The sequence below is a fragment of the Hymenobacter convexus genome (genome assembly GCF_030580955.1).
In the GTDB taxonomy this organism is placed as follows: Bacteria; Bacteroidota; Bacteroidia; order Cytophagales; family Hymenobacteraceae; genus Hymenobacter.
Genome location: NZ_JAUQON010000001.1, coordinates 294,568 through 316,584, shown reverse-complemented (window position 1 = coordinate 316,584; position 22,017 = coordinate 294,568). Strand labels below are relative to the sequence as shown.

Below are 22,017 nucleotides of genomic sequence, written 5' to 3'. Positions count from 1 at the left end.
GCTTACGCGGGTAAGGAAATCGTGAATGTGGTGCCCTGGCCCACGCGGCTATCCACGGCCAGCGTGCCACCGTGGCCCTGCACGACGATGTCGTGGCTTAGCGACAGGCCCAGGCCCGTGCCCTCGCCCGTGGGCTTGGTGGTGAAGAAGGGTTGGAAGATTTTAGCCTGCACCTCGGCCGGCATGCCCGTGCCGTTGTCCGCCACCCGGATTTCCACCTGCCCATTCAACCGTTTTGTGTTTACCGAAACCGTGGGCTTGTATCCCGCTTCGCCGGTTTGCTGGCGCTTCTGCACGGCGTAGAAGGCGTTGCCGAACAGGTTGAGCAGCACCCGGCCCACATCGGCTCCGGCTACATCCACCAAAGGCAGTCCCGGCGCGAAGTCCGTTTCGAGCGCACAGTTGAAGGATTTGTCTTTGGCGCGCAGCCCCTGGTAGGCCAGGCGCAGGTATTCCTCACACAGAGCGTTGAGATTGGTCGGCGCCCGCTCGCCGGTGCTCGTGCGCGAATGTTCGAGCATGCCCTTCACGATAGCCGCCGCCCGCTTGCCGTGCTCTATAATCTTGCCCAGGTTTTGGGCCACGTCCTCGGCCAGCGCCGTCACTTCTTCCGCGTCGCCGGCGGCTTGAGCTTCCTGCAATTCTACCATCAGCTCGGTGCTCACTTCCGAGAAGTTGTTGACGAAGTTCAAGGGGTTCTGAATCTCGTGGGCGATGCCGGCCGTGAGCTCCCCCAGGCTGGCCATCTTCTCCTTCTGAATCAGCTGGGCCTGCGTGGCCCGCAGGTCGGTGAGGGAGCGTTGCAGCTCGCCCGTGCGCTGAGCTACCTGCGTTTCGAGGGTTTCGTTTTGGGCGGCTAGCAGCGCTTGTTTCTCCTGCTCCTGAGCCAGGGTCTGGGCCGAGAGGCGCTCTACTTCGGCCAGTTGCACTTGCAGCAGCCCGGCATCGAGGGCGAACTCGCGCGCCAGAAACAGGGAGATGCCCAGCGCCGGCAGCGCGAAGGCCGCCACGATGCACAGGTTGGTTACCAGCACCGACGCCGAGAGCAGTTCCGTGCCAACATACCCCAGCGAGGCCAGTAGCCCGGCTGCAAAGCCGACGGCGATAATCCAGACCCCACGCCGGCGCTGCCGCACGGCCCGCACGGTTAGGCGTAGCTCCTCGGCGGTGAACAGGACGCCCATGCCGGCCCCGATGTACATGGTCACCGGGTGAAAAGGAGCCAGCATCCACGCCAGCACTCCCACCCCATACCACACCCACAAGCCCGCGTAAATGCGGCCGGGCCGCACGCTAAACAAGGCGTACAAAGCCCGCACCGCCCACAAGCCAGTCATGGAAGCCAGCAAGTTGCTTGCCCCAGCTACTAGCAGAAATTCCTTTAGCGAGTTCAAATTCAGGGTGTACATACAACATGCCCCGAATGAAGCCAACGCCGCGGCAAGGGCAAAACGGGCAAAGTAGCGGTTGGCCCGTTGCTTGGGGTTGTAGCGATAAAAGGCGTAGTGCAGCAGGGCCAGCATAGCCGAAAACCCCAGCAGGACCAGGAATACCTGGGCGTTATCCCTTTCCCGGGCCTGCGCCTGCCAAAACGCCTTAGGGCTAAACAAGGATGGTACCAGCTGCGGGACTCGGTCAGTTCCTATCAGGAGGGGTGGCTGCCAGGGGGCGTAGCGCACGGCCAGCACCTGCTCGGCTGGGCCGCCCGCCGACACCTGTCCGGGCTGGGAAAGACGGCTGCGGGGCACCACCGTGGCCGGGTCGGCGTCGATAACGCCTTGGCGCTGTACCAGCCGGCCATTGAGGTACACCTCAACGGCGCTCCGGCCCTCGGCATTCACCAACAGGTCGTGCCGGCGCAAGCTGTCGCCCAGCCGGAAGCGGAGCCGCAGCCAGCTGATGCCGGTGCTCAGGCGGACCGGCAACTCGCGCCGGGGCCGGGTGGGGCTGAGCGTATCCCAGACGCTGTCGTCGAAGTCGGGCCGGGCCCAGGCCGGGTCGTCGCCGGCGTGGTAGCGCCAGCCCTTTTTTAACAACAACCTACCTTTACCGGGCAGGCGGTTGATGCGCAGCATCGTCGTGTCGGCCGGCGCGGGCGCGGCACTGGTAGCCCCGAAAAGCAGCCCCAAGGCCGCGAGCAGTAGAAATAGACGCATAGGCAAACGCCGGCACCATGCCGCCGTTCACCGTTCGCGGTTGGAATTAATCCCGGTTAAAATTGACTTTTAAGCCGGCAAGCTAATGATAAATTCCGTGCCTTCGCCCTCCCGGCTTTCCACGGCCAGCGTGCCGCCGTGGCCCTGGGTCACAATGTCGTAGCTCAACGACAACCCCAGCCCTGTGCCCTCGCCCGTGGGCTTGGTGGTGAAGAAGGGCTGGAAGATTTTGGCCTTCACGCTTTCGGGCATGCCCGTGCCATTGTCGGCCACTCGGATTTCCACTTCCTCGCCCACGCGCTTGGTGCGCACGCTCACGGTGGGCACGTAGCCGGGCTCGTTGCGCTGCTGGCGCTGCTTCACGGCGTAAAAGGCGTTGGTGAGCAGGTTGAGCAGCACCCGGCCCAGGTCCTGGGCAATGACCTCGACGGGCGGCAGCGTGGGGTCGAAATCGGGCTTGAGGGTGGCGTTGAAAGTCTTGTCCTTGGCACGCAGGCCGTGGTAGGCCAGGCGCAGGTACTCGTCGGCCAACTGGTTGAGGTCGGTGGGCACCCGCTCGCCGGAGCTGGCCCGCGAGTGCTCCAGCATGCCGCGCACGATGCTGGCGGCGCGCCCGCCGTGCTGGTGAATCTTCTGCAGGTTCTGCTTGAGGTCGGCCAGCAGGTCGGCTTCCAGCTCCAGGTCGCGGTCGGTTTTTTCGCGCTCCTCTTCCAGCTCGGTCACCAGCTCGGCGCTCACTTCGGCGAAGTTGTTGACGAAGTTCAAGGGGTTCTGAATCTCGTGGGCAATGCCGGCCGTGAGTTCGCCCAGGCTGGCCATCTTCTCGCTCTGAATAAGCTGGGCCTGCGTGGTGCGCAGCTCGGTGAGGGCGGTGCGCAGCTCCTCGGCTTGGTTGGTGAGGGCGGCGGTACGCTCGGCCACCAGGTGCTCCAGCTGCGCATTCTGGGCCTCGATGAGGCGCTTGGCTTTCTCTTCTTCCTCGCGCAGCACCCGCTCCTTTTCCAGTTGCTTTTTCTGGCTGCGGGCAATAAAGATGAACGTGACCAGCCAGATGATGACGAAGCCCTGCGTGGTGTCGAGGGCGGCGTCGTACTGCTTGGGAATCTTGCCCTGCGGCGTTTCCAGCACGAATTCTACCAGCTTGTACACCACCAGCGGCCCGATGGCCAACACCAGCGAGCGGGCCGGGCGGTAGTCGCGCACGGCCAGCAGCACGGCCAGCACCATGCCCAGCACCAGCAGCCAGTACGCGTCGCCAAGCTTCGGGCTCCAGAAATCAAACGCCTGGGCGCCGAGGTACAGCACCACCACCGGCACCCAAATCCAGGTCAGCAGGGGGTTCCAGCGCGGCAGGCGCCGGGGCAGGTCCAGGAACTTGCGCAGGGCGCCCACGATTCCGAAGGCCACCGGAGCCGTGAAAAAAATATCGCCTAAACCCGAGTAGTGAGCCATGAGTGAGTGGGTAGCAGCTGCCCGCCGGGGCCGGGCCCGGCAATGTGTGTGGCAATGTTACTCAGCAATAGCCAAACCGCTATGCGGCCCCGGGCGCAGCGGCTGGCGGAATCGCCTTATACGGGCAGCACAATCAGGAATTCGGTGCCTTCGCCCTCGCGGCTTTCCACGGTGAGGGTGCCGCCGTGGCCCTTCGTCACGATGTCGTAGCTCAGCGAGAGGCCCAGGCCCGTGCCCTGGCCGGCGGGCTTGGTGGTGAAGAAAGGCTCGAATATTTTGGCCTGCACGGCCGCCGACATGCCCGTGCCGTTGTCCTTCACCCGGATTTCGACGCGGCGGCCGGCCGGCCGCCGCGTGCTCACCACCACGGTGGGCACGTAGGGCACGTCGGCGTGGGCTTCGTGCTGGCGCTGGCGCACGGCGTGCAGGGCGTTGGTGCACAAGTTGAGCAATACCCGGCCCATGTCCTGCGTCACCACGGCCACGGAGCCCATTTTGGGGTCAAATTCCTTATTCAGCAGGGCCTCGAAGGTTTTGTCTTCGGCGCGCAGGCCCTGGTAGGCCAGCATCAGGTTCTCCTCGGCCAGGGCGTTGAGGTCGCTGGGCAGGCGCTGGCCGGTACCGCTGCGCGAGTGCTCCAGCATGCCCTTGATGATGGACGAGGCCCGCTGCCCGTGCTGGCTGATTTGCTGCAGGTTCTGCTTCAGGCCGCTCAGGATTTCCTGCTCCAAATCGGCCGAGCGGGCGGCGCCTTCGCCGTGCATGCCTTCCACGAGGTCGGAGCTGACTTCGGCGAAGTTCTTCATGAAGTTCAGCGGGTTTTGCAGCTCGTGGGCAATGCCGGCCGTGAGCTCGCCCAGAAACGCCATTTTCTCGGCCTGCACCAGCTGCGACTGCGTTTGGCGCAGTTGGGCCAGGTTGCGGCGGTTCACGCGCAGCTGCCGGTAGATGAACACGCCCAGCCCCGATACCAGCAGCACGGCCAGCAGCGCCCCCAGCAGCAGGCGGTTGCCGAGGCGCAGGCGCACGGCCTGCACGGCCTGGGCCTGGCGCAGGTTGTTTATCTGGCTGCTCTGGGCCTGCTCGATGCGCTCGCCCTCGTACTGGGCCACGTTGAAGGCAGCCTGAGCCCGGCGAAAGGTATCGGCCAGGGCAATGTAGGCGCGCGAGTAGCGCTGGGCCTCCACCAGCTGGCCCCGGGCGTCGTAGAAGGCGGCCAGCTGCTGCAGGTACTTGGGACGCAGGCGGTCGAGCCGCGCCGCCGTGGCCTTCTGGTAGGCCAGCAGCCAGTGGCGCTCGGCTTCCCGATTATCGCCCTTGGCTGCACAGTACTGCGCCAACGTTGCATCCAGCTCAAACTCGCCGGGCCCGCTGGACATGGGCAGGTCCAGCGAATCATCGAGCTGCTGGGCGCGCCGCAGCAACGGCGCGGCCTGGTCGGTGGCGCGCATTTGCAGGAGCACGGCCGCTTTCTGCACCAGGGCACAGGCGCGGTCCACCTGCTGCTCGCTGGGGTCGGCCACGTGAGCCGCCAGGGCCGAATCGGCCGAGCGCAGCGCATCCGGGTAGCGCTTTTGCTGCACAAACAGCTTCGAAAGCGCCAAAAACGTGAACACCCGGTTGGTGCCCTGCACCCGCCGAAACTCGGGCATGGCCTGGGCCTTGCGCAGGTACTGCACGGCCTTGGCGTTGTTGCCCCAGTCGGCGTATAGCCCGCCGGTCACAATCACCTCGTTGATGTGCAGCTTGTTGCTGAAAAGCAGCGCGGTATCGGCCGCGCGCAGGGTGCTGTTGATGGCCCGGTTGTAGTCGCCCATGCGCCGGTAGTAGGCGCCCTGCGAAATGTAGCAGGCCGTGATGTTTTCGATGGCGTTGTGCAGCCGGTAGTAGGTCAGTTTTTCCTCGTAGTATTTCTTCCGGGCCACCATGTCGTTCTGCTGGTTATACAGCGTCACCAGGTTCATGAGCAGCCAGGGAATGGGGCGGCCCACCCGGTCAAACTCCTGGATAGCTGCCTTCATGGTGTCGAGGGCCGCCGCCGAATTATGCTGCCACAGGCCCAGGCCGGCCCGCAGGCGGCGATAGGGGGCGTCGTCGAGGGTGGGCAGGCGTTGGTTGAGAGCCAGCAGCTGGTCGAGCAGGGGCCGGGCCGCCGCATTCGTGGGGCGCAGGTCGAGCAGGTGAACGATGGTGCGCAGCCGGGCCGAGTCGGAGGTTTGGCGCGGCAGCGTGCGGGCCAGCGAATCGTAATCCGCGTCCCAGTAGCGCTGCCGGGCCTGCAACGGTCCGCTCAGCGCCCACAGCGCCAGCACCATAACAATCCATCTCATGGGTAGAATCTATGCGTTAAGAACGAACGTTAACGCGTTGACCGTACCGCACAATCCGCCGTTTTGCCAGGCTTGAACACACGCCGCCATTTCCATGCCGTAAAGATGAAATATTTCCTTCGCACCATCTATAACCCGGGCCATAAATGTATGGCCGGGCCGGCCCCGATAAGCGCTTGATTTTCTGTTTTCAACTTTACCTGCTTGCTTTGCCCGCCTGCCGGGCCCCACCGCCCCCAGCCCTTGCCGCATGAATCTCCAGGCCGCCGAAGAGTTTATTGTGAACGAGCTGCGGCGCGGCCTCTCCCCCACGCTCCATTACCACGGCCTGCACCACACCCTCGACGTGACCGCCGTGGCCATGGATCTGGCCGCTGCCGAAGGCATCACCGATTCCGAAGCGCTGGCCCTGCTGCGCACGGCCGCCCTCTACCACGACGCCGGCTTCCTGCACACCTACCAGGGCCACGAGGACGAAGGCGGCGCCCTAGCCCGCGCCACACTGCCGGATTTTGGCTATTCCGATGCGCAAATCGCCCAGATTTGCGCCCTGATAACGGCCACCAAATACCCGCAGGAGCCGCAAAACCACCTCGAAGAAATCCTCTGCGACGCCGACCTCGACTACCTCGGCCGGCCCGATTTCGTGCCCATTTCCACCAGCCTGTTTGAGGAGCTCACGGCCCGCCAGCTCATCGCCAACGAGCACGCCTGGTTCCAGCTGCAGGCCCGGTTCCTGGCCGGCCACCACTTCTGGACGCCCACCACCATTGCCCGGCGCGCGGCCCCCAAGCAGGCCCGGCTCGACCACATTCTGGCCTTGCTGGCCAACTGGCCCGCGCCCGGCCAAGCCTCCTGACTCTGCTTCCCACCGCCATGCAGCTTATCGTGATTTCGTCGCCCGAGGCGGTAGCGCATGAAGCGGCGCTGATGAGCGAAATACTGGCCGCCGGCCTCCCCCGCCTCCACTTGCGCAAGCCCGCTTTCAGCCCGCCGGAAATGGCTGATTTAGTTGCGCAGATTCCGGCCCGCTATCACGCCCGGCTGGTGTTGCACGGGCATCCGGCCCTGGTTTCGGACATGAAACTCGGTGGCCTGCACCTCACCACTAGCGCCCGCAACGCCCTGACCAGCCGGCCAGAACTAGCTGCAGGCCAAAAGTTATCCACCTCTTTCCACACGCTGGCCGAAATTCGCCAGCACCGCCGAAAGTACGACTACGTGTTCCTGAGCCCGGTTTTCGATAGCCTGAGCAAGCGTGACTACGCCTCCGGCTTCGAGTTATCCACAGTGGCTGAGGCACTTCAACGTCTGCGGCAGCGCGCCGGCCACGTGCCACAGGTGCTGGCGCTGGGCGGCGTCGAGGCGCACCGGCTGGCCGCCGTGCGGCAGGCTGGCTTTGCGGGCGCCGCCGTGCTGGGCGCCGTGTGGCAAAGCCCCGACCCGGTGGCCGCCTTCCGTGCGCTGCAAGCACTATCTGGTCAATAATCGGCCAGGCCGTTTTTGAGCGAGTACACTTCCCGAAAACCCTCCGCAAACAACTGCTGCGCGGCCCGCTGGCTGCGCGTGCCACCGGCACAATGCACTACCACCGGCACATCGGCGGCCAGCTCGCCCAGCCGCTCGCCCAGTTGCTTCAGCGGAATCGGCTGCCCGCCGATGCTGCGCCGGGCCACCTCGTCCGGCTCGCGCACATCGAGCAACTGCAGGGGCCGGCCGCTTTGCTGCCAGGCTTTCAGCTCCTCAGCTGTGATTTCGGGCGCGCGCTGGGGCGCGGCCACCATGGGTGCCTCGCCGCAAAAAGCCGCGTAGTCGGGCGCCAGTTCGGTGAGTTGCTGATTTGCCGCCACGGCGCGAAACCTGATGCTTTGGAAGCGCATGCCCAGCGCATCGACCAATAGCAGGCGACCGTTCAGCACCTCGCCCAATTCCAGAATAATTTTCAGCGCCTCGGTGGCCTGCATGGTGCCCACCAGGCCCGGCAACACGCCCAACACGCCAATTTCGGCGCAGCTTGGCGCGTCGCCCGGCGCGGGCGGCTCCGGGTAGAGGCAGCGGTAAGTCGGGCCGTTCTGATAATTAAAAACCGATACCTGTCCTTCGAACTTGAAAATGGCCCCAAACACCAGCGGCTTGCCAAGGATAACGCAAGCGTCGTTCACGAGGTAGCGCGTGGCGAAGTTGTCGGAGCAATCCACCACCATGTCATATTCCGCAAACAGGTCCAGCACGTTGTCGCGCGATAGCAGTATCTGATGCGTTTGCAGCGTGATGAATGGGTTTTGGGCGGCCAGCTTTTCGGCGGCCACTACGGCTTTGGGCCGGCCCACATCGGCGGTGGCGTAGAGCACCTGGCGCTGCAGGTTGCTGTCGTCCACGGTGTCGAAATCGAGCAAACCGAGCGTGCCTACGCCGGCGGCGGTCAGGTATTGCAGCACCGGACAGCCCAGGCCGCCGCAACCCACCACCAGTACGCGCGCCGCCTTCATGCGCAGCTGGCCAGCCAGGCCGATTTCGGGCAGCAGCAGGTGGCGGCTGTAGCGGTTGTTTTCGGCGGGGGAAAGCGGTAAGTCAGCGGTATTGTCGGCAGGAATCATCAGGATGAATTTTGAACGTCATGCAGAGCGCAGCGAAGCATCTCGCGTGCCATCACTAACCCATAGTTCTATTATTTTGATTTACTACCACACGCAAGATGCTTCGCTGCGCTCTGCATGACGGGCTTGTAATCACCTAACGCGCCAGCCCCACTAGCGTCGCATCCCAGTCTTTCCATACCGGTTCGTAGCCCTGGCGGCGCAGCATGGCGGCAATTTCAGCGGGGCTGCGCTCATCCGAAATCTCGAACTGCTCCAGCGACTCCGGCGCCACCGCGTAGCCGCCCGGGTTGGTCTTCGAGCCCGCGCTGATGCTGGTGATGCCCAGCTTCACCACATGGTCGCGAAAAACCGGGTTTTCGCGGGTCGAAATCGACAGCTCCACCTCCTCATTCAGCAGCCGGTAGGCGCAGATGAGTTGCACCAGCTCCCGGTCGCTCATCTCCACTTTGGGCTGCAGCAGGCCCTTCGCCGGCCGCAAGCGCGGGAAGGAAAGGCTGTATTTGGTCTGCCAGTAGGTTTTTTCGAGGTAGTCGAGGTGCAGCGCGGTGTAGAAGCAGTCCGTCCGCCAGTCTTCCAGCCCGATGAGCACGCCCAGGCCCATCTTGTGGATGCCGGCCCGGCCCAGCCGGTCGGGCGTGTCGAGGCGGTAGTTGAAGTTTGATTTCTTGCCCTTGGGGTGGTGCTTTTTGTAGTCGTCGCGGTGGTAGGTTTCCTGGTACACCAGCACCGTATTCAGCCCTTCCGGTATCAGGCGCTCATAGTCGGCTTGGTCAAGCGGCTGTACTTCCATGGAGAGGTGGGCGAAGTGCGGCCGCAGCGTGCGCAGGGCCTTTTTCAGGTAATCCACACCCACCGTCACGTTGGCCTCGCCCGTCACCAGCAGCACATGGTCGTAGCCCCAATCCTTGAGCACGGCCGCCTCCTGCAGCATTTCCACGCTGCTCAGCGTGCGCCGCGCAATCTTGTTATCGAGGCTGAAACCGCAATAAGTGCAGATATTCTGGCACTCGTTGCTCAGGTACAGCGGCGCATACAGTTGCACCGTGCTGCCAAACCGCTTGCGGGTGAGCTGATGGCTAAGCTGCGCCATCTGCTCCAGGTACGGCGCGGCGGCGGGCGAAATCAACGCCTTGAAATCCTCCAGCGTGCGGTGCGGCGCGGCCAAGGCGCGCTCCACATCGGCCGCCGTCTTGGCGTAGATGCTGGCCTTTACATCGTCCCAGGACTGGGCTTCGAAAATGGGGCGGAAGCTCATGGTTCTTATTTATTTGGGGAAACCCGGAACGTCATGCTGAGCGCAGCCGAAGCATCTCTACCGCGCAACGCAATCCAATCGATTTATTTACCACTGCGGTAGAGATGCTTCGACTCCGCTCAGCATGACGTTCTTAGCTTTCACCATTTATAATTCTACATATCCAAAAACGCCGTGAGCGGCGAGCTGGCCACCGCTTCGGCGTGCGCTACCGGCGCGGCCAGCCGCGCCTCGTAGGCCAAGCGGCCGGCTTCCACGGCCATTTTGAAGGCTTTGGCCATGGCCACCGGGTTGCCGGCCACCGCAATGGCCGTATTCACAAGCACGGCATCGGCGCCCATTTCCAGGGCCGCCGCCGCGTGCGAGGGCGCCCCGATGCCGGCATCCACCACCACTGGCACCTTGCTTTGGCCGATGATGATTTCGAGGAATTCGCGCGTCAGCAGGCCTTTATTCGAGCCAATGGGCGAGCCCAGCGGCATCACGGCGGCCACGCCCACTTCTTCCAAGCGCTTGCACAGCACCGGGTCGGCGTGGATGTAGGGCAGCACCACGAAGCCCAGCTTCACCAGTTCCTCGGCCGCTTTCAGGGTTTCGATGGGGTCGGGCAACAGGTACTTCGGGTCGGGGTGGATTTCGAGCTTGAGCCAGTTGGTTTCCAGCGCCTCGCGGGCCAGCTGGGCGGCAAAAACGGCCTCCCTGGCCGTGCGAACCCCAGAGGTATTGGGCAACAGGTTGAACTGCGGGTGCGATAGGTGGCGCAAAATGTCGTCCTCCGCGTCGGCCACGTCCACCCTTTTCAGCGCCACCGTCACCAATTCGGAGCCCGACGCCAAAAGCGCTTCCTCCATCAGCACCGACGAGCTAAATTTGCCCGTGCCGGTAAACAGGCGAGAGCTAAACGTGCGGTCAGCAATGACCAGATTTTTATTTAACATAATAATTAAATACGATTTACAGCCGATAACTCGTTGACAAACAGACTTGCTGCTTGCGCTGGATTTTCTACTCCGCCAATGGCCCCGGATACCGCCACGCCATGCAGCCCCGTGGCCAGCAGTGCAGCCACATCTTCTAAAGCAATGCCGCCGATGCCGATAACGGGAACGGTGATGCCAGTCGCCCGGCACTGTCGCATAATTTCGGCGTAGCCCGCCAGGCCCAGAATCGGGCTCAACTTCTCCTTGGTGCTGGTAAAGCGAAAGGGCCCCAGGCCCACGTAGTTGACGCCGGCCGCGGCCAGGCGCTGCACGTCGGCAAAGGTGTTGGCTGTGCCGCCGATGATGAATTTCGAGCCCAGCATCTGGCGGGCTTCGTCGGGCGGCAGGTCTTCCTGGCCAAGATGCACGCCGTCGGCCCCGATTTCCTGGGTTAGCGCGGGGTTGTCGTTGATGATGAGCGTGGCACCGAAGCGGCGGCACACGGCCTGCGTATCGAGCGCCAGCTGCTTCCAGATGGCCGGCGGCTGGTTTTTCACCCGGAGCTGCACCCAGCGCACCCCGCCCTGGCAGGCCAGCTCGGCTGCCTCGACGTTGGTGGTGATGTAGTGGAGCGTGCTGATTTTCATGATGGATTAGCTTTTCGAGTGGTAGCCCAGCAGCGTGTCGTTGCTGGCCAAAAACTCCGTGGTGTAGTCCTTAGCGGCCTCGCAGGCCTCGACCAGCGTTTCGCCTTTGGCTAGATTGGCCAGCACCGCCGCCGAGAGCACGCAGCCGCTGCCGTGCTTCTCGCCATGCGGCAGCCGCGTCACCGCAAACGAGTCCCACTTGCCGCGGGCGTAGAGCACGTCGGTCGATAGTTCTCCTGTATCGTGGCCACCTTTCAGCAACACCGGGCAAAAGGCGCTCACGGCCTGCGCCGCCATTTCCGCCGATTCTTCGCCGGGCCACATGCGCAGCATTTCGGGCTTGTTGGGCGTCACGAGGGCCATTTCGGCGCACAGGGCCTGCATTAGCTGGCGGTCGGTCTGGCGGTGGAACTCGTAGCCGGCCGAGGCCTTCAGCACCGGGTCCCACACAAGTTGCAGCTTCGGGTTTTGCCCCTTCAGCCAGCCCACCAGCTCCAGCAGCTGCGGTAAGCTTTCAACCAAACCAATTTTGATGAAATCGACTTTGAAACGCGCGAACAGCACGCGAATCTGCTCCCGGATTTCGACCGCCGGCACCCAGTTCACCCGCTCAAACGACACGTCATTTTGCAAGGTGAGAGCCGTGCACACGCCCAGCCCATACACGCCGTGGCTCTCAAACGTTTTCACATCGGCTAGCAAGCCGGCTCCGGCGCTGGGGTCGAAACCGGCAATGCTAAGGGCGTAAGGGCGGAAGGGTTGGGCCATGGGTTATGTCGAAATGCAGCTAATAAAGAACGTCATGCAGAACATAGCGAGGCATCTTGCCCGCCACCACTAATTCTGTCGATTGAATCACTTGCTGCGGGCAAGATGCTTCGCTGCGCTCTGCATGACATTCTTAAACATGCGACGTTCTTGTTCTAAAAAGGCCTAGAAATAAATCTCGCTGCCTTTTTCCACAAATTCCCGCGACTTTTCCACCAGCCCTTTGGCCAGCACTTCACTGGCCGTGAGGTCCTGGGCCGCGGCGTAGTCGCGCACTTCCTGGGTAATTTTCATGGAGCAGAAATGCGGGCCGCACATCGAGCAGAAGTGGGCCACTTTGGCGCCCTCGGCGGGCAGGGTTTCGTCGTGGTATTCGCGGGCGGTGTCGGGGTCGAGGCTGAGGTTGAACTGGTCTTCCCAGCGGAACTCGAAGCGGGCCTTGCTCAGGGCGTTGTCGCGGTACTGCGCTCCCGGGTGGCCCTTGGCCAAATCGGCGGCGTGGGCCGCAATTTTGTAGGCGATGACGCCATCTTTCACGTCCTGCTTGTTGGGCAGGCCGAGGTGTTCCTTGGGCGTCACGTAGCAGAGCATGGCCGTGCCAAACCAGCCAATCATGGCCGCGCCAATGGCCGAGGTAATGTGGTCGTAGCCGGGCGCAATGTCCGTGGTAAGTGGCCCCAGCGTGTAGAAGGGTGCCTCGTGGCACTCCTTCAGCTGCTTGTCCATGTTTTCCTTAATGAGGTGCATGGGCACGTGGCCGGGGCCCTCAATCATCACCTGCACGTCGTGCTTCCAGGCAATTTTGGTGAGCTCGCCCAGGGTTTCCAGCTCGGCAAACTGGGCTTCGTCGTTGGCGTCGGCGATGGAGCCGGGGCGCAGGCCATCGCCCAGCGAGAAGGCCACGTCGTAGGCCTTCATGATTTCGCAGATTTCCTCGAAGTGCGTGTAGAGGAAGCTTTCCTTGTGGTGCGCCAGGCACCATTTGGCCATAATGGAGCCGCCGCGCGACACGATGCCGGTCACGCGCTTGGCGGTCATGGGCACGTAGCGCAGCAGCACGCCGGCGTGGATGGTGAAGTAGTCGACGCCCTGCTCGGCCTGCTCAATGAGCGTGTCGCGGAACAGCTCCCAGGTCAGGTCCTCGGCCTTGCCGTTCACCTTTTCCAGGGCCTGGTAAATGGGCACCGTGCCCACCGGCACGGGGCAGTTGCGGATAATCCACTCGCGGGTTTCGTGGATGTTCTTGCCGGTGCTCAAATCCATGAGGGTATCGCCGCCCCAGCGGCAGCTCCACACGGCCTTATCTACCTCTTCCTCAATGGAGGAAGTCACGGCCGAGTTGCCGATGTTGGTGTTGATTTTTACCAGAAAGTTGCGCCCGATAATCATGGGCTCGCTCTCCGGGTGGTTGATGTTGCTGGGAATCACGGCGCGGCCGGCGGCCACTTCCTGGCGCACAAATTCGGCCGTGATGTGGCCCTCCGGCGTGTTGGCGCCGAAGCTGTGGCCGCGGTGCTGCGTGCGCAGCGGGTCGTCGGCGGGCAGCTCGTCGAAGCGCTGGTTTTCGCGAATGGCGATGTACTCCATTTCGGGCGTGATAATGCCCTTTTTGGCGTAGTGCATCTGGCTCACATTGTAGCCCGGCTTGGCGCGCAGCGGGGCCGCGATGTGCTCGAAACGCAGGTGGTCGAGGCCGGCGTCGGCGGCGCGCTGCTGACCGTATTCGGAGGTGGTGCCGGTGAGTTGCTCCACGTCGCCGCGGCCCAGAATCCACGACTGGCGCAGGCGGGGCAGACCTTTTTTCAGGTCGATTTCAACGTTGGGGTCGGTGTAGGGGCCGCTGGTGTCGTACACCGTCACGGGCGCGTTTTGCTCCGACGGGAAGCCGAAATCGAACTTGCGCTCGGTGTCGGCCAGCGCGATTTCGCGCATGGCCACCCGGATTTCGGGGTGCAGCTTGCCGGGCACGTAAATCTTGCGGGAGCCGGTGAGCGGCTGGCGTTCCACCAGCGTCTGCTGCGGGGCCTGGTCTTTCTTTTTCATCTATTGATAAGGTGTAGCGGTGAAATCTTAGCTGACTGTGATTCAAACGTCTGTCATGCTGAGCGCAGCGAAGGACCTTATCACGATTGCACTGATTGTTGCAAATTATTCTGCTGTGATAAGGTCCTTCGCTGCGCTCAGCATGACAGACGTAGCGACTTACCCACCCTGTGTGGCGCGGATAATCGTGACCCGGTCGTGCGCCCGCAGTTCGTGGACGGACCAGGCGGCGCGGGGTACTACCTCGTCGTTCACGGCCACGGCGAGGCCGCGCTGCTCGGCCAGCGCGAGGCCGGCGAGCAGTTGGATAAGCGTCTGATTGTCGGAAGTTTCCTGGGGCGAATTGTTTACGTAGCAGACCATGGCAACCGGGTGAGTTGGCAGTGAAATCAATCCATAAACAATAGCGGGTGCCGGCAACGGACTACCCCATGGGCAGCCGCGAACGGACCATTACTTTTCCCTTCGCCGGTATTAGCCGGAATCAGGTTCCAAGGGTATTATCTCAGCCGCGCCGAAGCGCAGCACCCCTAAAGTTTATGGGCCAAATCTACACACAGTCGGCAAATAATCGGCTGGTTGAGGGTGACTAAAATTTACCAGTCCTGGCCACGCGCAATCCGCTGCATTATAAAAAGCCGCCCGCGTAAAGTTTCTTTCAGCAGATGCGGCTGGAAGTAAAAAATCCAATATCTTCGCTACCTACGCTTTCTATTCGAATTATTATCTGGCTATGATGCAAAATACTCTACTTTTCCTCGTGTTGATGGCGGCGCCCATTGCGGCGCGGGCGCAAGTCGATACCGTGCGCGCCAGCACCCTGCCCGGCCCGCAGCTGGCCGAAAAAGCCTACAACGCCGGCCTGGCCAGCTTCCAGGCTCAGCGCTACCCGGCTGCGCTGCAAAGCTTCGACCAGGCCATTGCCGCCAAGCCCGATTTTGCGGCCGCCTACACCAATCGCGCCGCCACGCGCTTCGAGCTGAAAGACTACCCGCAGGCCCAAGCCGACTACGACCAGGCCCTGAAGCTGGAGCCCGGCAACTACGCCGGCTACTTCGGCCGCGCCCGCGCCCAGGAGGCCCAGAACCACATTACCGAGGCCGAAACCGATTATTCGGAAGCCCTGAAAGCCAAGCCCGACTACGCCCCCGCCTGGTACAACCGCGGCGTGCTGCGCTTCGAAAAAGGCGACTACCAGGCCGCCCGCGACGATTTCGACGGCGCCCTCAAGGCCGACCCCAAGCTAGCCTACGCCTACCACGACCGCGCCAGCGCCCAGCAGAAGCTCGGCAACTTCGCGGCCGCCGCGCAGGACTACACCCAGGCCCTGGCCCTGCAGCCCGACCTGCTGCCCGCCCTGCTCAACCGCGCCGCCGCCGAGCGCCGGACCGGCCAGCTTCCCCAGGCCCTGAAGGACTACGACGCCTACCTGGCGAAGAAGACCGACAACGCCCTGGCCTACACCAACCGCGGCAGCGCCCGCTTCGAAAACAAGGACTACGCCGGCGCCATCGCCGACTTCAGCCAGGCCCTGCAGCTCGACCCGAAGTACGCCTACGCCTGGAACAACCGCGCCGCCGCCCTGCTCAAGCAGGAAAAATACGCCGATGCGGCCTCCGACGCCAGCCAGGCCCTCAAGCTGAAACCCGACTACGCCGAGGCCTACCTCAACCGCGGCCACGCCCGCGAAATGCTCCGCCAGGCCGACGAAGCCTGCCAGGACTGGCGCAAAGCCGCAGAATTGGGGCTGACGGTGGGCGACCAATATGCCGCCGCGGCCGGCTGCGCGGGCGAGGCGGCGGAGTAATCGATTCGCCTGACGTGGCGCCTCACCCCCAGCCCCTCTCCCAAGGGAGAGGGGAGCAAAACGATTCCGAAAGGAAACCAAACCGGTGCCCCCTCTCCCTTGGGAAAGGGGGTCAGGGGGTCAGGGGGTGAGGCGCCCGCCCGCGCTTAACAGAACAAAATCCATATCCGATGCTTTTCCGCCTATTCTTACTACTCTCCCTCGCCGCCACTCTGCCCGCCGCGGCCCAAAGCATCGCCTTCACCAAAGACAACTTTGGCGACAATAAAGACGGCCTGCGCGAAGCCAACCGCGAGCTGAAAGACGGCGACACCGAGTACCGCGCCGACCCGCCACGCTACGCCGCCGCGCTGCCGCACTTCCTGGCAGCCCAGGAATTCAACCCCAACAACGCGGCCCTGAACGTGAAAATCGGCGACTGCTACCTACACTCGCCCACCAAAACCGCCGCCCTCCCCTACCTGCAAAAGGCGGCCAGGCTCGACGCCACCGCCGATGCGCGCACGCACTACCTGCTGGCCCGCGCCCTGCACCTGAGCGGCAAGTGGCGCGAGGCCCTGGCCGAGTACCAGCAGGCCCAGCCGGTGGGCGGCAACACCCGCAACGGCGACGCCGAAACCATCACGGCCACCGACTTGCAGCGCTACATGCAGCAGTGCCGCAACGGCCAGCAGCTGGCGGCGCACCCCACCCGCGTGTTTATTGATAATGCCGGTCCGGAGCTGAACTCCCCGGATTCGGACTACGGCCCGGTGGTATCGGCCGATGAATCGACCATTCTCATCACTTCACGCCGGGCTGGCTCGACGGGCGGCAAGAAGGACCCCGAGGGCAATGGCTATTTCGAAGACATTTACCAGGCCAACTGGCAGGGCAAGAAGTGGAGCCGTGCCACCAACCTGGGCGCGCCCGTGAACACCGACGACCACAACGCCACCGTGGGCCTGGCCCCCGACGGCCAGCGCATGCTCGTGTACGTGGGCACCAACGGCGGCGACCTGCTCGAAGCCAACCTCACCGGCACCACCTGGACCAAGCCCAAACAGCTCGGCTCGCGCATCAACACCAAGAGCCACGAAACCTCGGCCAGCTACTCACCCGACGGGCGCTGGCTGTATTTCGTGAGCGACCGGGTGGAGGGCAGCCTGGGGGGCTCGGATATATATAAAGTCGATATGGAAGGCCGCAACCAGCCCGTGAACTTGGGTCCGACCATCAATACGGGCGCCGGAGAGGAAGGCGTTTTTATGGCGCCCGATGGCAAGACGCTGTATTTCTCCTCCGAAGGCCACAACTCGATGGGTGGCTACGACATCTTCAAGTCGGTGTTTGAGAACGGCAAGTGGAGCGAGCCCGAAAACCTGGGCTGGCCCATCAACACGCCCGACGATGACGTGTTTTTTGTGACTTCGGCCTCGGGGCGGCACGGCTACTACAGCAGCGACCGGCCCGGCGGCCTGGGCGCCAAGGACATCTACCGCATCACCTTTCTCGGCCCCGAAAAGCCGCCCGTGCTCAGCCAGGAAGACCAGCTGCTTGCCTCGCGCCTCAACCCGGTGAAGCAAACCGTGCTGGCGCCCGCCGTGGCCGTGGCCACCGCCCAGGTTACCATCCTGAAAGGCACCGTAACCGACGCCGCCAGCCAGCAGCCGCTCGACGCGGCCATCGACCTCATCGACAACACCAGCGGCCAAACCATTGCCACCTTCCGCAGCAACGCTACCTCCGGCAAATACCTCGTCAGCCTGCCCTCGGGCACCAACTACGGTATTGTGGTGCGGCAGGACGGCTACCTGTTTCACTCCGAAAACTTCGACCTGCCGGCCGGCGCCGCTTATGCCGAAGTCATCAAAGACATCCCGCTGAAAAAGCTGGAAGTGGGCACCACCATCGTGTTGCGCAACATTTTCTTCGACACCGGCAAGGCCACGCTGCGCCCCGAAAGCACCGCCGAGCTGGAGCGCCTGCAAAAGCTCCTCACCGAAACGCCGGCCCTGAAGCTGGAAATGGCCGGCCACACCGACGACGTGGGCGAGGCCGCCATGAACCAGGACCTGAGCCAGCGCCGCGCCCAGGCCGTGGTGAGTTACCTCACGCAGCACGGCATCGCGGCAGCCCGCCTCACGGCCATGGGCTACGGCGAAACCCGCCCCGAAGTGCCCAACACCAGCAAAGGCAACCGCCAGCTCAACCGCCGCACCGAGTTCAAAGTGACGGCGAAGTAGCCAACCGACGCGGCCGGGCAAAAGGCGACATTGGCCGGGCGAAGGACGTTAATAATCGGAAAGTTGGCGGGCAGGGCGGCGGCCGCCTTTACCTTGCGCAGCTAAACCAACGGGCAGCTTTTTCGGCTTGAAACTTTTACTCCGCTTTTTCTACCGCCGCCGGCTGGGGCTGCTATTGCTGGCCCTGCTGGGCGGGCTGTTGCTGCTCACGCGGACGGCGCAGGCGCAGCGGGTTTTCCTGCAGCAGTTCGGGCCAGCCGAGGGCCTGCAACCCTCCTTCATCTACGCTTTGCTGCAGGACCAGCAGGGCTACCTCTGGCTGGGCACTGGCGAGGGCCTGGTGCGCTACGACGGCACGCGCTTCGTCACCTTCACCAAAAAAGACGGGCTGGCCGAGGATTTTGTGGTGTCATTGCGCGAAGAGCCCGCCACCGGCCGGCTGTGGGTGGGCCATTCTGAAGGCGGCATTTCGGTAAAAAAGGAGGCTGCCGGCCGCTTCGAGCCAGCCAGACTCGTCGCCGTGCCCGCCGCCCTGCACCTGCACGCCGACGGCCCGCCGCCCGTCGATACCGCCGCCATTGGCCGCTACCTGCACCAGTATCATATTGTGTTGCAGGAAGGTACCGTGCCCATCTGCCTGCTGCACGACCGCGAAGGCAACACCTGGCTGGGCACCGCGGGCCAGGGCCTGTTGCGGCATTCCGACCGGCATTTGCGGCTGGAAGCGCACTCCGTCGGCCCTGCGGGGCAAGTTCCAGCCCTGGCTACAGTCCCCACCAAGCGCCACACCGAAGCCTGGGGCACCTTCGGCGGCAACCGCTTCTTTCGGCTGCGACCCGGCAACGAGGCGCCTCTCACCGCCGGCAATGGCCTGGCCCCGCCCCTGCCCGGCGACCCGGTGAAAGCCCTGCTGCCGCGCCCGGCCCGGCTGGGTGGCGGTTTCTGGCTCGGCACTTCCACGGGGCTTTATGTGGTAGCCACGCCCGGGCAGCCGGGGGTAGCAGTGCCGAGCTTGTCCGGCAATGATGATTTCGAAGTAACTGCCCTCGCTTACGCGCCCGGCACCGGCCTGTGGATGGGCACCGCCGCCGATGGCCTCTACCTACTTCCCGCCGATTCGACCAAGCCCCTGCGCCACTTCACCACCGCCGAGGGCCTGCTGCACAACACCATCACGGCCCTGCTGGCCGACCGCACCGGCCGCGTCTGGATTGGCACCCACGACACCGGGTTGGCCTTCTTCGAGCCCCGCACCAACGACTTCGACTACGCTCGCCTCACCAAAAAAGGCATCGATGTGAGCAGCTTTGCCGAAGATGCCGACGGCCGCCTCTGGGTGGGCACCGAAGGCCAGGGCCTGTTTTGCCGTCTGCCTAATCAGAAATGGGAACAGTTCACAGCCAGCCAGTTACCCTCTGATTACATCTACGGCCTGCTGCCGCTGCCCGGCAAAGAGCCGCGCCTGCTGCTGGTGCACCGCGAGGGGCTAACGGTGCTCCACGCCCGCACCCAGCGGTTTTCGCCCCTCGCCGCGCCCGACAACCTGCTGGTGCGCGACTGCCTGGGCCCGGCCGCGCTGGCCCACCACGCCGGCAGCCGCACGGTGGCCTGGCTCAACACCCGCGCCGGCCTGCTCCGCCTCGACCTCACGGCCGGCCTGCGGCAGCTCACGGCCCAGCCGCCCGGCCTGGCCCTCATCGGCGCCGAAGTGGACGGCGAAGCGCGGCCCGTGCAGGCGCTAGGGCAGCTTTCGGCCGCGCGGCACCGGGTGGCTTTTGCTTTCGAAGGCATCAGCCTCACGGCTGGCGAGCCGCTGCAATACCAGTTCCGCCTGCGCGGCCTGTCCGACGAGTGGAGCCGCCCCAGCCGCGCCGGCGAAGCCCAATTTCCGGGCCTCGACGCCGGCCGCTATGAGCTGCAGGTGCGGGTGCGCCGCGGCAGCGCCGGCCCGTGGAGCAAAATCGTGGCCTCTGGCTTCGGCATTGCCACCCCGTTTTGGCGCACGTGGTGGTTTGCCACTTTCGCGTTGCTGAGCCTTGGGGGCGTGGTTTTTGGCCTGGTTCGGTTCCGGGAGCGCACACTGCGTCGCACGCAATTTGTGCTGGAGCGCACCGTGCGCCAGCGCACCGCCGAGCTGCGTCAGCAAAAGGCGCAGATTGAGGATATTAATGCCGATTTGGTGGTGGCCCGCGACGCGGCCGAGGCTTCGCGCCGGGCCAAGGCGCAGTTTTTGGCCAATATGAGCCATGAAATCCGCACGCCGATGAACGCCGTCATCGGCCTCACCAACCTGCTGCAAGCCACCCGGCCCACAGCGGAGCAGGCCGAGTATCTCACAGCCATCGAGTCGTCGTCGCAAAACCTGCTGGTCATCATCAACGACATCCTCGACAGCTCCAAGATGGAAGCCGGCAAGCTGTCGCTGGAGCAGGTGCCCTTCCGCCTGCCCGAAGCCGTGCGCCGCCTCGGGGCCATGTTCAAGTTTGCCACCGAAAGCAAAGGCCTCGCGCTGCAAATAAAAGTAGCCGACAACGTGCCCGCCGCCGTACTCGGTGACCCGGTGCGCCTGAACCAGATTCTGGTCAATCTGGTCGGCAACGCCATCAAGTTTACCCGCCAGGGCGGCGTCACGGTCACGGTGGAAGCCGTGGAACCGACCGATTCCGCAGCAACCGGAGCGGCTTCAGCTTCTACCCATTCATCCATCCACCCATCCGCCAATTCAACAATCCGCTTCGCCGTGCGCGATACCGGCATTGGCATTCCGCAGGATAAGCTGGGGGCCATTTTCGAAGATTTTTCGCAGGCCAATACTTCCACTACGCGCGAGTTTGGCGGCACGGGCCTGGGCCTGAGCATTGCCCGCAACCTCGTGCAGCTGCACGGCGGCCAGCTCGGCGTGCGCAGCGAAGAAGGCCAGGGCTCGGAGTTTTTCTTTGAGCTGCCCTACGAAGTGGCCGACGCCAGCGCCGCTCAGCCCGAAGCCCACGCCGGCCTGCTCGCGCCCTTCGAGCCCGCCCTGCGCGTGCTGGTGGCCGAAGACAACGCCCTCAACCAACTCGTGGCCCGCAAAACCCTCGAAGCCTGGAACGTGCAGGTCGTCATCGCCGAAAACGGCCGCCTGGCCGTGGAAGCCGCCAGCGCCGCGCCCCAGCCCTTCGACGCCGTGCTGATGGACGTGCAAATGCCCGAAATGGACGGCTACGAGGCCGCCCGCCGCCTGCGCGCCCTATTCCCCGACGCCGGCCAGTTTCCCATCATCGGCCTCACCGCCTCGGTGCTGCCCGAAGACCGGGTGCTGGCCCTGGCCGCCGGCATGAACGACACGCTGGCCAAGCCTTTCGAGCCGGCCGTGCTGTATGCCCGCCTAGCGCATTTCACGGGTCGCTCGTTGGCTCCAGTCAGCGAGGCAGGGTCATCAACCGCCGCGCCGGTGGCCCCCCCGGCCAACGTTACCATCAAACCCGACTGGCACTTGCTCGAAGAATTGGCGGGTGGCAACGAAGGCTTCCTGCGCCAGATTGTGGGCACGTTCCTAGCCGAAGCGCCGGCCCTGGAAGCCCTTTTGGCCGCCAACTGCGTCGATAACCCGGCCGCGCTGGCCGGCACCGCCCACAAACTGAAAGGCCAGGTGGCCTACTTCGGCGTGCCGGTGCTGCACACCCAGCTCGACGAGCTGGAACGCGCCGCCAAGCACCCGGCCCACCCCTACTGCGAGCCGTTGGTCGAGTCCATCCGCCAGCAGTTGGCCGAGCTCTATCCGCAGCTCGAAGCCCGGGCGCCGGCTTAGAAATCGACGGCACCGGTTACTTTC

Annotated in this window: 15 protein-coding genes and 1 riboswitch; of the genes, 5 read left to right on the top strand and 10 right to left on the bottom strand. The window is 63.9% G+C overall.

The window, feature by feature from the left end; translation table 11 throughout:
* Positions 1-2: 2 nt before the first annotated feature.
* The 3 genes from Q4S41_RS01270 to Q4S41_RS01260 all read right to left on the bottom strand — a co-directional run bounded on the left by Q4S41_RS01270 (position 3) and on the right by Q4S41_RS01260 (position 5,938).
* The gene (locus tag Q4S41_RS01270; RefSeq protein ID WP_305029319.1) at positions 3-2,156 is read right to left on the bottom strand and encodes a sensor histidine kinase; all 2,154 of its coding nucleotides are present in this window, start codon (positions 2,154-2,156) and stop codon (positions 3-5) included.
* 69 nt (positions 2,157-2,225) lie between these two features.
* Positions 2,226-3,608, bottom strand: a complete 1,383-nt coding sequence (locus Q4S41_RS01265) for an ATP-binding protein (protein WP_305029318.1) — start codon at positions 3,606-3,608, stop codon at positions 2,226-2,228.
* Between the two features lie 116 nt (positions 3,609-3,724).
* Complete coding sequence (locus Q4S41_RS01260) at positions 3,725-5,938, bottom strand: ATP-binding protein (RefSeq protein WP_305029317.1); 2,214 nt, start codon at positions 5,936-5,938, stop codon at positions 3,725-3,727.
* 250 nt (positions 5,939-6,188) lie between these two features.
* On the opposite strand from Q4S41_RS01260, the gene Q4S41_RS01255 reads away from it, so the two are divergent.
* Positions 6,189-6,797, top strand: a complete 609-nt coding sequence (locus Q4S41_RS01255) for an HD domain-containing protein (protein WP_305029316.1) — start codon at positions 6,189-6,191, stop codon at positions 6,795-6,797.
* A 17-nt stretch (positions 6,798-6,814) separates the two neighbouring features.
* On the top strand, positions 6,815-7,426 hold the full coding sequence (locus Q4S41_RS01250) for a thiamine phosphate synthase (RefSeq protein WP_305029315.1): 612 nt from the start codon (positions 6,815-6,817) through the stop codon (positions 7,424-7,426).
* Here Q4S41_RS01250 and moeB read toward each other — a convergent pair.
* The 7 genes from moeB to thiS form a co-directional block, all read right to left on the bottom strand.
* Positions 7,420-8,535 carry a molybdopterin-synthase adenylyltransferase MoeB gene (moeB, locus tag Q4S41_RS01245; RefSeq protein ID WP_305029314.1) on the bottom strand — a complete coding sequence of 372 codons (1,116 nt, stop codon included), beginning with the start codon at positions 8,533-8,535 and terminating at the stop codon, positions 7,420-7,422. The two genes, Q4S41_RS01250 and moeB, sit on opposite strands and share 7 nt — an antisense overlap.
* A gap of 136 nt (positions 8,536-8,671) precedes the next feature.
* On the bottom strand, positions 8,672-9,793 hold the full coding sequence (gene thiH / locus Q4S41_RS01240) for a 2-iminoacetate synthase ThiH (protein ID WP_305029313.1): 1,122 nt from the start codon (positions 9,791-9,793) through the stop codon (positions 8,672-8,674).
* Between the two features lie 155 nt (positions 9,794-9,948).
* On the bottom strand, positions 9,949-10,731 hold the full coding sequence (locus tag Q4S41_RS01235) for a thiazole synthase (protein ID WP_305029312.1): 783 nt from the start codon (positions 10,729-10,731) through the stop codon (positions 9,949-9,951).
* Between the two features lie 5 nt (positions 10,732-10,736).
* On the bottom strand, positions 10,737-11,360 hold the full coding sequence (locus tag Q4S41_RS01230; RefSeq protein ID WP_305029311.1) for a thiamine phosphate synthase: 624 nt from the start codon (positions 11,358-11,360) through the stop codon (positions 10,737-10,739).
* Between the two features lie 6 nt (positions 11,361-11,366).
* Positions 11,367-12,128 carry a bifunctional hydroxymethylpyrimidine kinase/phosphomethylpyrimidine kinase gene (gene thiD, locus Q4S41_RS01225; RefSeq protein WP_305029310.1) on the bottom strand — a complete coding sequence of 254 codons (762 nt, stop codon included), beginning with the start codon at positions 12,126-12,128 and terminating at the stop codon, positions 11,367-11,369.
* Between the two features lie 165 nt (positions 12,129-12,293).
* A complete protein-coding gene (thiC, locus tag Q4S41_RS01220) occupies positions 12,294-14,171 on the bottom strand; it encodes a phosphomethylpyrimidine synthase ThiC (RefSeq protein WP_305029309.1) in 1,878 nt (625 codons plus the stop codon).
* A 159-nt stretch (positions 14,172-14,330) separates the two neighbouring features.
* Positions 14,331-14,534 (bottom strand): sulfur carrier protein ThiS, encoded by a 204-nt coding sequence (gene thiS / locus Q4S41_RS01215; RefSeq protein WP_305029308.1) that lies wholly within the window; start codon positions 14,532-14,534, stop codon positions 14,331-14,333.
* Positions 14,535-14,614: 80 nt separating this feature from the next.
* A riboswitch (TPP riboswitch) is annotated at positions 14,615-14,713 on the bottom strand.
* A 191-nt stretch (positions 14,714-14,904) separates the two neighbouring features.
* On the opposite strand from thiS, the gene Q4S41_RS01210 reads away from it, so the two are divergent.
* The 3 genes from Q4S41_RS01210 (at position 14,905) to Q4S41_RS01200 (ending at position 21,993) form a co-directional block, all read left to right on the top strand.
* A complete protein-coding gene (locus tag Q4S41_RS01210) occupies positions 14,905-15,978 on the top strand; it encodes a tetratricopeptide repeat protein (protein WP_305029307.1) in 1,074 nt (357 codons plus the stop codon).
* 170 nt (positions 15,979-16,148) lie between these two features.
* A complete protein-coding gene (locus Q4S41_RS01205; protein ID WP_305029306.1) occupies positions 16,149-18,203 on the top strand; it encodes an OmpA family protein in 2,055 nt (684 codons plus the stop codon).
* A gap of 127 nt (positions 18,204-18,330) precedes the next feature.
* Positions 18,331-21,993 carry a hybrid sensor histidine kinase/response regulator gene (locus Q4S41_RS01200; RefSeq protein WP_305029305.1) on the top strand — a complete coding sequence of 1,221 codons (3,663 nt, stop codon included), beginning with the start codon at positions 18,331-18,333 and terminating at the stop codon, positions 21,991-21,993.
* Positions 21,994-22,017: the final 24 nt, after the last annotated feature.